At 60.0% G+C, this 12671-nt stretch carries 10 protein-coding genes; 5 read left to right on the top strand and 5 right to left on the bottom strand.

Features of this window, described 5'->3' with window-relative positions; genetic code table 11:
• Window positions 1-17: 17 nt before the first annotated feature.
• From NQ559_RS09100 to NQ559_RS09090, 3 genes are all read left to right on the top strand, one after another.
• The gene (locus tag NQ559_RS09100) at window positions 18-2735 is read left to right on the top strand and encodes an alpha-L-rhamnosidase (RefSeq protein ID WP_018694622.1); all 2718 of its coding nucleotides are present in this window, start codon (window positions 18-20) and stop codon (window positions 2733-2735) included.
• 192 nt (window positions 2736-2927) lie between these two features.
• The gene (locus NQ559_RS09095; protein ID WP_018694621.1) at window positions 2928-3422 is read left to right on the top strand and encodes a hypothetical protein; all 495 of its coding nucleotides are present in this window, start codon (window positions 2928-2930) and stop codon (window positions 3420-3422) included.
• Between the two features lie 12 nt (window positions 3423-3434).
• Window positions 3435-4421 carry a DUF4961 domain-containing protein gene (locus NQ559_RS09090; RefSeq protein WP_018694620.1) on the top strand — a complete coding sequence of 329 codons (987 nt, stop codon included), beginning with the start codon at window positions 3435-3437 and terminating at the stop codon, window positions 4419-4421.
• Between the two features lie 205 nt (window positions 4422-4626).
• Here the strand turns inward: NQ559_RS09090 and eno are convergent, their stop codons facing one another.
• A complete protein-coding gene (gene eno / locus NQ559_RS09085; protein ID WP_018694619.1) occupies window positions 4627-5928 on the bottom strand; it encodes a phosphopyruvate hydratase in 1302 nt (433 codons plus the stop codon).
• 196 nt (window positions 5929-6124) lie between these two features.
• On the opposite strand from eno, the gene NQ559_RS09080 reads away from it, so the two are divergent.
• Both NQ559_RS09080 and NQ559_RS09075 read left to right on the top strand, forming a co-directional pair.
• Window positions 6125-7309, top strand: a complete 1185-nt coding sequence (locus NQ559_RS09080) for a cation:proton antiporter (RefSeq protein ID WP_026318152.1) — start codon at window positions 6125-6127, stop codon at window positions 7307-7309.
• A gap of 54 nt (window positions 7310-7363) precedes the next feature.
• Entirely contained in the window at window positions 7364-7867 is a 504-nt protein-coding gene (locus NQ559_RS09075) for a DMP19 family protein (RefSeq protein WP_018694617.1), read from the top strand.
• 76 nt (window positions 7868-7943) lie between these two features.
• Here NQ559_RS09075 and eptA read toward each other — a convergent pair whose 3' ends face one another.
• From eptA to NQ559_RS09055, 4 genes are all read right to left on the bottom strand, one after another.
• The gene (gene eptA, locus NQ559_RS09070; RefSeq protein ID WP_018694616.1) at window positions 7944-9488 is read right to left on the bottom strand and encodes a phosphoethanolamine--lipid A transferase EptA; all 1545 of its coding nucleotides are present in this window, start codon (window positions 9486-9488) and stop codon (window positions 7944-7946) included.
• Window positions 9482-10729: a hypothetical protein gene (locus NQ559_RS09065; protein WP_154653977.1), complete on the bottom strand. Its 1248-nt coding sequence runs from the start codon at window positions 10727-10729 to the stop codon at window positions 9482-9484. Before NQ559_RS09065 ends, eptA begins: the two co-directional genes overlap by 7 nt.
• A 193-nt stretch (window positions 10730-10922) precedes the next feature.
• Entirely contained in the window at window positions 10923-11396 is a 474-nt protein-coding gene (locus NQ559_RS09060; RefSeq protein ID WP_018694614.1) for a YbaK/EbsC family protein, read from the bottom strand.
• A gap of 59 nt (window positions 11397-11455) precedes the next feature.
• Window positions 11456-12667, bottom strand: coding sequence for an S-adenosylmethionine:tRNA ribosyltransferase-isomerase (locus tag NQ559_RS09055; protein WP_018694613.1), 1212 nt, complete (start codon window positions 12665-12667; stop codon window positions 11456-11458).
• Window positions 12668-12671: the final 4 nt, after the last annotated feature.

Here is a 12671-nt window from a genome sequence, read left to right as displayed (position 1 = left end):
CGCAAAATTTCGAACCCATGAAAAGAACCCTGCTATACCTGCTCCTGCTGCCCGGGCTCCTTTCCGGCACCTGCCTCCTGGCGGCCGGTCCGGCCGGCAATGCCGGGCACGGCGCAAAGCCCTGCCTGCGGCGGCTGACCTGCGAAGGGCTGACCGATCCGCTCGCCATCGACACGGCGACACCCCGCTTCGGGTGGCAGCTCCGCTCCGGGCGCCAGGACGATGCCCAGCGCAGCTACCGGATCGAGGTTGCCTCGGACAGCCTGCGGCTGCTGGCCGGGGACGCCGACTTGTGGGACTCGGGCTGGGTACGGTCGAAGCGTTCGGTGGGAGTCGCCTACGAGGGGCTTCCGCTGACGGCCCGGACGCAATGCTGGTGGCGCGTCACCGCCCGCACCGAAAAGGGCAACCGGAAAGCCGTCTCCCCCGTCGCCCGCTTCGGCATCGGCCTGACCGACCCGGCATCCGTCTCGGGTGAATTCATCGGCTGCGCGGAATCGGGCGCCACGGCCGTGCTCCTGCGCCGGGCATTCACCCTCCCGGCATGCGGAGACGAAGCGTTGCTGCACGTCAATTCGCTGGGATACCACGAAATATGGGTCAACGGCCGCAAAGTCGGCGACGCCTGCCTCGCCCCCGCCCTCTCGCAGCTCGACAAACGCTCGCTGTGGGTGACCTACGATGTCCGTCCCTACCTGCTCGAAGGCGACAACGAGCTGGTGATCTGGCTCGGGCAGGGTTGGTACAAGCGCGGCACGTTCGGACGCTGGCAGCCCGACGAACCCTACACCGAACCGCTTGTGCGGGCACAACTGGACATAGGCACCGCAAACACCTGGCAGACCGTCTGCCGCACGGACACCGCATGGCGTGCCGCGCTGAGCGGCTACCGCGACACGGGGTCGTGGAACGCCCTCGACTTCGGAGGCGAAGAGATCGACGCCCGGCGCAACCCGCGCTCGATGTCCCCCTCCGACCTGGACGCGCTGGCATGGCAGCCGGTAATCACGGCCCGGAAGCCCGGGCACCGGGCGACGCCGCAAATGGTCGAGCCCGACCGCATCCAGGAGCGGCTGACCGCCCGCGTGCTGGACGAGGCGGCACCCGGCGTATGGCGGATCGACTTCGGCAAGGTCGTCACCGGCTGGCTGGAGGCTCATTTCTCGGGACTTCCGGACGGGGCGCGCGTCGAGATCGAATACAGCGACGAGACGGACGGCGACGGCAACCTCATCGACCAGCGGCAGCGCGACACCTACATCGCCCGCGGCGACGGCCGGGAGCGGTTCTGCAACAAGTTCAACCACCATGCTTTCCGTTACGCCGAGGTGCGCGGACTGGCGCAGAGGCCCCGCCGGGAGGATTTCCGGGCGCTCGCCATCCACACCGACTACCGGCCCGAAGCGACGTTCACTTCGTCGGATAGCGACCTGAACGCCATCCACGACATGATCGCGCACACGCTGCGCTGCCTGGCCTACAACGGGTACATGGTCGACTGCCCCCACCTCGAACGCGCCGGATACGGCGGCGACGGTAACTCTTCCACCGAGATCCTGCAAACCCTCTGCGGTGCGGCCCCGCTCTACCGCAACTGGGTGCAGGCATGGGACGACGCCATGCGCCCCGGGGGCAGCCTGCCGCACGTAGCCCCCAACGCCGGTGCGGGAGGCGGCGGCCCCTACTGGTGCGGGTTCATCGTCATGGCCCCCTGGCAAACGTGGCTCAACTACGGCGACCGGACGCTGGTCGACCGCCACTACCCTGCCATGCGGGAATGGATGGGCTATGTCGAACGGTACATGAAAGACGGCTTGCTGACCCGCTGGCCCGACACGCCTTACCGGGAGTGGTTCCTCGGCGACTGGCTCGCCCCGCACGGGGTCGACACAGGCAGCGAGGCTTCGGTGTCGCTGGTAAACAACTGCTTTGTCAGCGACTGCTACGCCAGGATGGCACAGATGGCCCGGCTCACGGGGCACGACGACGAGGCGGCCGCATTCGAAGCGCGGCGCGAGGCGCTCAACCGCACGATCCACGCCCGGTTCTACGACCCGGCGACGCAAACTTACGCCACCGGCTCGCAGCTCGACATGACCTACCCGATGCTGGTGGGCGCCACGCCCGATTCGCTCCGCGCCGGCGTGGAACAACGGCTTTTCCGATCGACGCACGACGTGATGAAGGATCATATCGGCGGCGGACTGGTCGGCGTACCGGTCATCACCCGCTGGGCGGTCAGATCGCACAACCCCGAATTCATCTACCGGATGCTCAAGCAGCGCGGCTACCCGGGCTACCTGCATATGATCGACCACGGTGCGACGGCCACCTGGGAGTATTGGAGCGGCGAACGCAGTCGCGTGCACAACTGCTACAACGGCATCGGCACGTGGTTCTACCAGGCCCTCGGCGGCCTGCGCACGGACAGCAGCCACCCCGGCTACGAGCATGTATTCATCGACCCCCAGATTCCCGAAGGGGTTGAGTGGTGCCGGATCGGCAAGGAAACCCCCTATGGCCGGATCGACCTGGGCTGGGAGATCGCGGACGGCGAACTCCGGATCGACGTCACCCTGCCCCCGGGCGTCACGGCCACGGCGATCACACCCGCCGGCGCCTGCCGGGGGCGGCTCGACGGCCGCAGGCTGGCCCCGCAATCGCCCGGGACGAAGATCGCAAGCGGCCGCCACCGGCTGGTCTTCGACCTCGCCCCGCAAAACGAAGGGCGATGACCGAAAAAAACACGTACGGACGAAAACCAGCCGACGATACGAAAAACCGCCACCGACCCATAAACGAACCCTAAAAACCGCTTTTGCCTATGACGCAATGAACAGACACCGGAATTCCCCCGTTGCACACCGGATCGGCCCGCCGACCCGAAACATCCGATTCAACCGAACAGCTAATAAACCCATCATTTTATGAAAAAATACGCAATCATCCTTACCGCCGCGCTCTTCGTGTGCGCATTCTCCGGATGCGACGAAGAGACAACCCTCCCCTACATCCCGGTCGAAAAGCCGGACGACAACACGCCGCCCGAAGGAGACGACCCCGACACCTACACCGTCGCCTACCGGCTCGACAAGGTGCTGCTGTGCGCGCCCGAGAATCCGAACGGCACCGACATCTACGGCAAACTGGACTATTTCCCTTCGCTGCGCATGACGCTCAACGTGTCGCCGCTCGCAACCACCGTCACGTTCGACAACGGCGACATCCCTTTCGTACCGTTCCCCGAAGCGCTGTCCGAAGGCCCCATCCAGTGTGTGCTGGACAGCAACGTCATCCCCAACGTGCTGCGGGTCAAAGGTTCGGACACGGTCATCGCCACCTTCGACGCGGACGGCTTTACGACCCAGTTCCAACTGGACAGCAAACTCCTGACATACAAATACAAATTCAAGAGCCTCTAAAATTCCCCGACCATGAAAAAACTCAACAAACATAAAATACTCTCCGCGGCGTGCATCGCCGCGCTGCCGCTGCTCGTAGTCGCCTGCCTCGAATTCGACGGCATCATCCAGCCGGGCCGGGCCCTGACCGACTCGGAAATCGAAGTGACGGCCCAGCTCCGGGTCTCGCCGGGCGAAGACGGCTCGGGAAAGGTCGTATTCGCCGTATTGGCCCCCAAGGCATGGAACCTCCGCGACAATGCCACGCTCTATTTGACCACCAAGGACTACAACGCGATCCAGCACCAGCCCGAAGTCGTGAACGAACAACTCACCCTGATGCCCGCAGAGGAGAAAGACCCCAAGAACGGTCTTTCGTGGGCGGACTCCTTCATGAGCGTCATCGGCCGCGGCGGCAACGACCCCCAAACGGCAATGGAGTGGGTCGTATGGCGTTCGTCGACCACCTTCATATTCGACGACAAGATCGAAGTGGACGGACAGGAGGTCGAGACCGCCGACGTACATGCCGACGTCAGGATCAAAATGAAGACCGGCGCCGTTCCCCTGACCTGCGAACTGGGTTACTCGTATTGCTACGACACGTTCGGCCTCAAACGCGACGAACAGCGTTTCGCCGAGGCATTCAAGCCCATCGAAACCTACAACCAGGTGTTTACCACCACGCCCTCGGTATTCCGCTACGGCGACGTCTTCGGCATCACCTTCTCGCACGGAGGCACGGCACTAAAAGACGCCGGGGAGGTATATCTCTGCGGCACGGCAATCCATGACGGCGGGCAGAAAGCCGAGGTCTCGGCCGCAGTCCCGCGCAACCGCATGGAACTGATCAGCTCCCGTTTCGAGAAATACCTCTACCCGAAGGATTTCTTCGGCCTTCCGTCCGACGCCGTGATCGAAGAACTCTACTTCTATTTCATCAATGCCGACGGCAGCATCGTCGTCAAGGACGATGAAAACGGCGGGCAGGAGTTCTTCGTCGAACAGTCCGACGAATAACCGCCCGCACCGGGATACCGCCCGAAGGGACGCGAAGCCTGTGCCGCACCTTGCGACACAGGCTTCGCCCGTTTCCGGCCCTGCAAAACGGCGGCGGAATCCCCCGTCCCCGCCCCCGAGGGCTGCCCTGCCGGGGCAAAAAAATCCCCGGGCGGCGATGCCACCCGGGGAAAATCATGCGGCACGAGCGGCCGCCCGTCGCAAATTACTTGCGGTAGACCTTCGTGTAACCGTAGATCGCCTCGTCACCGAGCTCCTCCTCGATGCGCAGCAGCTGGTTGTACTTGGCCATACGATCCGAACGCGATGCCGAACCGGTCTTGATCTGACCCGAGTTGGTTGCCACGGCGATGTCTGCGATCGTCGAATCCTCGGTCTCGCCCGAACGGTGCGACGTAACCGACGTGTAACCTGCACGGTGGGCCATCTCGATGGCGTCGAGCGTCTCGGTCAGCGTACCGATCTGGTTTACCTTGATCAGGATCGAGTTGGCGCAGCCGGTCTCGATACCCTTCTTCAGGAAATCTACGTTGGTCACGAACAGGTCGTCGCCCACGAGCTGGCATTTGTCGCCGATCTCGGCGGTCAGCAGCTGCCAGCCTTCCCAGTCGTTCTCCGACATACCGTCCTCGATCGAGTCGATGGGGTATTTCGCTACGAGCGACTTGAGGTACTCTACCTGCTCCTTCGAGCTGCGCTTGGCACCCTTCTCGCCTTCGAACTTGGTGTAGTCGTACACGCCGTCGGCGTAGAACTCCGACGAAGCGCAGTCTATGCCGATCGACACGTCACCGCCTTCGCATTTGCGGCCGGGCTTGTAACCGGCCATCTTGATTGCCTCGAGGATCGACTCGATAGCGTCCTCCGTACCGTTCAGCGCGGGAGCGAAACCGCCCTCGTCACCGACCGCCGTCGAAAGGTTGCGCTTGTGGAGCACCTTCTTCAGGTTGTGGAATACCTCGGCGCCCATGCGGATAGCCTCCTTGAACGTGGGGGCACCCACGGGACGGATCATGAACTCCTGGAATGCGATCGGGGCGTCCGAGTGCGAACCGCCGTTGATGATGTTCATCATCGGGACGGGCAGCGTCTTGGCGTTCGCGCCGCCGATATAGCGGTAGAGCGGCATGCCGAAATAGTCGGCAGCGGCACGTGCAACGGCCAGCGACACGCCGAGGATGGCGTTTGCGCCGAGCTTCGACTTGGTAGGCGTACCGTCGAGCGCGATCATGGCCTTGTCGATACCCACCTGGTCGGCAACGTTCATGCCGATGATGGCCGGGGCGATCACCTCGTTGACATTCTTGACGGCGTTCAGTACGCCCTTGCCCAGGTAACGGCCCTTGTCGCCGTCGCGGAGCTCGAGCGCTTCGTGCTCGCCCGTCGATGCGCCGCTCGGAACGGCTGCGCGTCCGAATGCACCCGAAACGGTGCGAACTTCGACCTCGATGGTCGGATTGCCTCGCGAGTCGAGGATTTCCCTTGCGTGAATCTCTACAATCTGCATAGTTGTAAACGTTTGAATTTATGGTTTGAAATAATGACTTCCTTTTTTGCACCGCAAAGGTACAAAATAATTGTGAATTGAGGTTTCCTAATTGTTATTTTTTTCACGAACGGTGCCTCGGGTTTCGGGGGAATCCCATAAATTATTATCTTTGCCCCCGAATGCACCCCATATACCCCTAAACAACTATCAATTAATGCGAAAAGTCCTCTCCTTCTCCTTGTTCCTGATGCTGGGACTCGTCATCTCCCAACTCCTCCCGGGGGCGCTCGGTGCAGGATACGCAAGCTTCAAAGCCTGCTCCGACACCCTGCTTTACGTCTGCCTGGGGTTCATCATGATCAACGTGGGGCGCGAATTCGAGATCGACAAATCCCGCTGGCGCTCCTACACGGCCGACTACTTCATCGCCATGGCCACCGCGGCGCTGCCCTGGATACTCATCGTACTCTACTATATTTTCGTCCTGCTGCCGCCCCCGCTGTGGGGCAGCGGCGAAGCCTGGAAGGAAAACCTGCTGCTGAGCCGTTTCGCAGCCCCGACCTCGGCCGGCATCCTCTTCACGATGCTCGCGGCGCTGAGCCTCAAAAAAAGCTGGATATACAAAAAGATACAGGTGCTGGCGATTTTCGACGACCTGGACACCATCCTGCTGATGATCCCCCTGCAAATCCTGATGATCGGCCTCAAATGGCAGATGTTCGCCATCATCGCCATCGTCGTCGTGCTGCTGGCCGCCGGCTGGCGCTGGCAGGCGCGGTGGAACGTACGGCAGGACTGGAAAACCATCCTCGGGCTGGCCGTCGTGGTCTGCGCCCTGACGCAGGCGGTCTACATCGCCACGGCGAAGCTCTACGGCCCCGAAAACAGCATCCATATCGAAGTGCTGCTCCCGGCTTTCGTCGTGGGCATGCTCATGAAACACAAGCACATCGACACACCTGCGGAGCAACGCGTCTCCACCGGCATATCGTTTCTCTTCATGCTGCTGGTAGGCCTCAGCATGCCGCTCGTCACGGGCGCCCCGGCCGACACCGCGGCCGCCGCTTCGGTCACGGGATCGCAGCCCATGATGCCGTGGGGCACCCTCCTCCTGCATGTCGTGGCGGTATCCGTGCTTTCGAACCTGGGCAAGCTTGTGCCGCTCTTCTTCTACCGCGACCGCAAGGTCAGCGAGCGCCTGGCGCTCTCGATCGGCATGTTCACCCGCGGCGAAGTGGGCGCAGGCGTAATCTTCATCGCCCTCGGATACAGCCTCGGCGGCCCGGCGCTCATCATCTCGGTGCTCACGCTGGTGCTGAACCTCATCCTCACGGGCGGCTTCGTGGTCTGGGTCAAGAAACTCGCCCTGCGCAGCTACACCCCCGAACCGGAAGCATAACACGCCCTCCGGGGAGGCTCCCGAAAATACTACGGACTAAAAACGACGACGACTTTGATCGAAATTACAGACACGGCCCTGCAGGCGGCTGCCGCCGAAGGGATGGACGCATTCCTCCGGGCCTTTACCGACAAATACCGCGAGGCTCTCGGCGGCGACCCCACGGCCGAGACGATCTCCCGGCTCAACGGCGAACAGCATTCGCTGCTTGCCTACCGGATCTTCCGCGACGAAGTGACCGAAGGCGGGTTCTGCCAGCTTATCCAGAACGGTTACGGGGCCTACATCTTCGGCAACCCGTTCGCCAGGGTAATGCGCCTGTGGGGCGCGGAACGGTTCTCGAAACTGGTATACGCCGCGAAAAAAATCTACGACGCCCACCGCGAAGACCTCGAAAGGGAGCGCACCGACGAGGAGTTCATGGCCATGTACGAGCAGTACGAAGCGTTCGACGAACTGGAGGAGGAGTTCGGCGAAATGGAAGAGGAGGTGACCGAAACGCTCGCCCGCTATGTCGACGCACACCTGGAACTGTTCGCCCGGCTCGGGGCACATTAAAAAACCGCTCGATATGTAAATATCACATATCGAGCGATTTCTGTCGGACGGTTGCCCGCACGAAAGATTCCACGCTTTAGTTTTTATCTTTTTCGGGCTGCCTGAAAATATCCAACGATTCGTCATAGACAGGGCTGTCGATCCCGAGGAACGACAGGACGCTGTGAAAGACATGGTACTGCCCGACCTTTTTCTCCGGATCTATTTCCAGCGCTTCATCCGATGTCCACACGATGAACGGGATCTCGATCTGTTCCTTCGGCGCGACAAGTATGGGCACGCCGTGCATATACAGATTCCCTTCGCCGAGGGACTCTCCGTGGTCGGATACGAAGATCACGCAACTGCGCCTTTGGGGAATCCCGCGAAGAATTTCTATTACGGAATGAATGAGATAATCCGTGTAGACGATGGTGTTGTCGTAGGCATTCATCAGCTCCTTCGGATCCGCTTTGGACATCTCCACCGTAGTGCATACGGGGCTGAACACCTCGAACTCCGGCGGGTATTTCTTATAGTACGTGGGGCCGTGGCTCGTGCTGGTATGGAGTACGACGAGCATCTTGTCCTTGCTCCCGGAGAGTATCTCTTCGCGGAGGCCTGCGAGCAGAATGCCGTCGTACCTGTCGTCGGCTTCCGGGTGCAATGATTTGATATCCTTTATCTTGTAGAATTTGTCGATGTGTACGGGAGGCTCTCCCCAATTGTTGCTGCGCCATACCACATCCACGCCGCTGCGGTTGAGATAGTTCGGAAGGATTTCGTAAAGTTTGTTGGACGGCTTATGGTCGAGAATGGCCTTCACGCCTGCCGTGGTATAGGTCGCAGCCGCATCTGCAATCAGTGCGGTCACACTGTCTTTCTCCAGAAGCGGATTGGTCGGCTTGCCGTATCCGTATAATGAGAAATTCTCCCTTCTGGCGGATTCTCCTATTATCAGCACGCATACATCCTTGCTGTCGGAAACGATCTTCGCGTCGGGCAGGGGAATCTCTTTCCGGTTCTGCTTCTTTACGGAATTATAGTAGCGTACGGAATTGACCGTATACGACCACGGCATGACCAGACTGCCGAGCTTGGGCGCGTTGCGGTCGATCCACGGCCAGTTTTGCATATTGATCAGCGCTATGGCCAAAGAAACCGCCAATGCGATGCCCGTGCGGGCGAAAAAACGCTTCCAGCTTCCGTAGTCGAACCGCCTTGCAAAAATGTAGATGCATGGAACCACCCCCAAGAAGAGGAGATACCATACGGCAGACCATGAGAAGAATCCGGAAGCCTCCGAATACCGGGTGTTGAATACGTTCCCCATCATCTTGTCCGTGATGAGCACCTGGTATGTATTTATGAAATAGAGGCTTATGGCATTGCCTATGAATGTGAAGGCAAGGATGCACTTTCCGACGAAGCGCCCGAGAAAGAGCACGAGGTAATAGACGAGAAAATTGAGCGCGAACATCAGCACGCCCAGCCCTCCGGTGATCAATACGCCATTGAAGCCCCCTTCGATGTTGCCGAGCACCAGCCGGAAGAACGGCCAGTGGAACGCCACGAGCGTAAACAGGCTGAGTACCGAAGATATGCGGGTGAGGTTGGTCTTTTCTTTCAGAGGCTTTACCATTTGATAACTGTTTTATAAAATGTAAGGATCACTCCCGCGCACAGGACAAGAAGCATAAAGTTGAAAAGGATTGTCAACGGGATGTTCACCGTATGCGACGGAACCGTATACGGGGTTTCCATTTCGGAAGCATCGTATCGTGCGAACGGATTGGTGTAGATCACCTCGCCGTCGGGGAAATAGGCGGTAATGCGTGCATAGGGGTCGTCGCCGGTCATGGTATAGCTGGCCTCGGACGAGTTTCGGGCCAGCGACAGGGTGGTGTGATCCTGCCCCGTCACCTTGATACTGTCCGCCTGGCGCGACAAGGCGATGTAGATCGTTTCGCCGTCGAGGCCGATCTTCTCTACCGACGGCAGTTCCCTGTTTTTGGCGTATTTCACCTCCCAGTCCCCATGTCCGTAGTCGGGAACGCGCATCGCATAATAGCACCCTCCGAGAAGCGTTTCCTTTATGTCTTCATACCTCGCCGACGGACAACATAGGAAATTGCACCTTACGGCGATACGGCTGGACTTATCGGGATAGTGCAGGTCGTCGTTGGCCAGCCCGAAACTGTAATGCCCGGCACTGAGGGCCCAGTCCCAATATTCGTTTTCGGTGCTCTTTCCGCTGTCGAGTTCCATGATCCTGTAACCGCCGAGTTTCTGCATGTGGCTTTTCGACGTGCCCGTCGTTCTCAGGGGATGGTTCATCTGGATGAAATCGGACTCTTCCCCGAGCATATCCAACTGGAATTGTTTTTGGGAAGCGAAAAGCGGAATCAAATGGTCGAAGCGGTTGACTTCATCGCATCCGAACACCAGTTTGTGATACTTGAACAGATTGATGCCGTGCTCATAGACATTGACCTGCAACAAGGAGTCGTACGGATGTACGGTCAGTTCATTGTGATTCGAGAATGTTACGATGTCATATCCGAATTTCCGGTAGGCTTCATCGGTTTGGGCGGGCCAATACTCGCATTCGTTCAGGATGCCCTTCACACGCGTATGCGTGTGGAAGTTGGCCCTTTTCCAACAAAATGCCGAGTCTTCCCCAGCCCGCTTGTAGGGATTGAAAATGTCAGGGCCGCTGAATGGTTTGGGTTCGCTGAAATCGTATATGGGGCTTACACTTGTCACAAAGACTGCCAAAAGAGCGATCAGTATGAGTGCAACGACGGTTTTGCCCAATGCGGCCAAGATCTTTCGCAGCAAGGAAATCAGGGTTCGTTCATTGGGACGCAAGGCTTTTTTCATAAATAATCAATGTTGAAAATAACTTCTGCAAAGGTAGTAAAAATGCAAAAAAAGAGAACATGTATCTGCCGATATTACCGAAATAAAGGGAAACGGATGAACAGCCATATTCTTGTTGGCGCCGGGAATCGGATGCCGCCTTTCATTATGCGGATAGAAGTGTGGCCGAACCGACGTATCGCCGCATGAGGCGCTATTGTCCAATCCTTTTGCAGACATCCACCCACTCCGCACACCGGGAATACCGCTCCAGCTCCGCGACCGTGAGTTCGATGGCGCTGTTGCTGCTCCCGCATGCCGGGAAAACGGTTCCGAACCTCCGGAGGGATTCGTCCAGATAGACCGCCACCCCGTCGTTCACCCCGAACGGGCAGACTCCGCCCACGGCATGGCCGATATGCTCCTCCACCTCCGGCGGGGTCAGCATCCGGGCCTTGGCATGGAATTTCGCCTTGTATTTCGCGTTGTCGATCTTACAGTCGCCGGCCGTCACGATCACGATATACCCCTCCCCGACGCCGAACGACAGGGATTTGGCGATCCGGCCGGGTTCGCACCCCAGTGCCTTCGCCGCCAGCTCGACCGTGGCGCTCGACACGCCGAACTCCAGCACCCTGTCCGCAGCGCCGTATTGTTCCAGATAAGCCCTGACCCGTTCTATTGCCATATGATTCTCCGATTTGCTGTTTTCGTATATCCGTCCGCCCCTGTCCTGCACCCGTCCCGTCAGCGCATCAGCACCGACGAGTCGCCGTAGCTCAGGAAACGGAAATCATGCGAGAGCGCATAGTCGTAAATGCGCCGCCAGTCTTCGCCCGCGAATGCCGAGACCAGCAGCAGCAGCGTCGACTTCGGCTGGTGGAAATTGGTGATGATGTTGCGCACGATGCGGAACTCGTACCCCAGCGGCGCGATCATGATTTGCGTCGCGGCCTTGATCCGGTCGAGCCCCCTCGCATCCATATAAGCGAGCAGCTCCTCCAGCGCATCGCGCCCCGTGTAATCCGCCGGAATGTCGTACAACTCCCACTGCCCCACGGGGCCCGGGCCGTCGATCGGAACCCCCGTGTGGATACGCCACGCCAGCGCCGGAAGCGATTCGAGCGTCCGCACCGAGGTCGTCCCCACGGCCGTGACCGCGCCCGGCTTGGCAAGCAGCGCCACGATGGTCGCACGCCGCACCTCGAAATGCTCGGTGTGCATCGGATGCTTCGCAGCGTCCTCGTCCTTCACGGGCAGGAACGTCCCCGCCCCGACGTGCAGCGTCACCTCCTCGAACCCGAAGCCGCGCGCCTTCATCCCCTCGATCAGCTCCGGGGTAAAGTGCAGCCCCGCCGTAGGCGCCGCCACCGACCCTTCGAATTTCGAATAGACGGTCTGGTAGCGCGTATAGTCGATCAGCTCGCTCTCGCGGTTCAGGTAGGGCGGGATCGGGATCCGGCCGAGGTACTCGAGCAGCTGTCCGAAGGTCATCGCCGCCGACCATTCGAAACGCACGGTGTGTTCGCGGCCGCGGTTCTCTGCAATCCATGCCCGCAGGTGCTCCGGACGGCCTTCATGCTCGAAATTGATCTCCACATAGCCCTCCTTCCATTTCTTGAGGTTGCCCACGATGCACGACCATTGGCAGGTTCCCGTGACGGCGAACGCCCGCTCGTAGTCGGCCGGGTCGTGGGGCTCGAGGCAGAAAACCTCGATCCGCGCCCCCGAAGGCTTGTGCATGATGATCCGCGCCCGGATCACCTTCGTGTTGTTGAATACCAGCAGCTGGCCGGCGGGCAGCACGTCGCCCATGTCGGCGAAATGCGCCTCCGAGATCTCCCCGCCACGGTACACGAGCAGCTTCGAAGAGCTCCGCTCCGCAAGCGGGAATTTGGCGATCCGCCCGTCGGGCAGGTCGTAGTCGAATCGGTTTATGTCGATATGTCGTTCAATCATGGGC

Source organism: Alistipes onderdonkii, from assembly GCF_025145285.1.
GTDB classification, from domain to species: domain Bacteria; phylum Bacteroidota; class Bacteroidia; order Bacteroidales; family Rikenellaceae; genus Alistipes; species Alistipes onderdonkii.
This window is presented reverse-complemented; position numbering and strand designations above follow the sequence as displayed.

Bases quoted from the DNA above. Each gene is read 5' to 3' on its own strand.
- NQ559_RS09100 (WP_018694622.1), top strand. From the start codon at position 18: ATGAAAAGAACCCTGCTATACCTGCTCCTGCTGCCCGGGCTCCTTTCC.
- NQ559_RS09095 (WP_018694621.1), top strand. From the start codon at position 2,928: ATGAAAAAATACGCAATCATCCTTACCGCCGCGCTCTTCGTGTGCGCA.
- NQ559_RS09090 (WP_018694620.1), top strand. From the start codon at position 3,435: ATGAAAAAACTCAACAAACATAAAATACTCTCCGCGGCGTGCATCGCC.
- eno (WP_018694619.1), bottom strand. From the start codon at position 5,928: ATGCAGATTGTAGAGATTCACGCAAGGGAAATCCTCGACTCGCGAGGC.
- NQ559_RS09080 (WP_026318152.1), top strand. From the start codon at position 6,125: ATGCGAAAAGTCCTCTCCTTCTCCTTGTTCCTGATGCTGGGACTCGTC.
- eptA (WP_018694616.1), bottom strand. From the start codon at position 9,488: ATGGTAAAGCCTCTGAAAGAAAAGACCAACCTCACCCGCATATCTTCG.
- NQ559_RS09065 (WP_154653977.1), bottom strand. From the start codon at position 10,729: ATGAAAAAAGCCTTGCGTCCCAATGAACGAACCCTGATTTCCTTGCTG.
- NQ559_RS09060 (WP_018694614.1), bottom strand. From the start codon at position 11,396: ATGGCAATAGAACGGGTCAGGGCTTATCTGGAACAATACGGCGCTGCG.
- NQ559_RS09055 (WP_018694613.1), bottom strand. From the start codon at position 12,667: ATGATTGAACGACATATCGACATAAACCGATTCGACTACGACCTGCCC.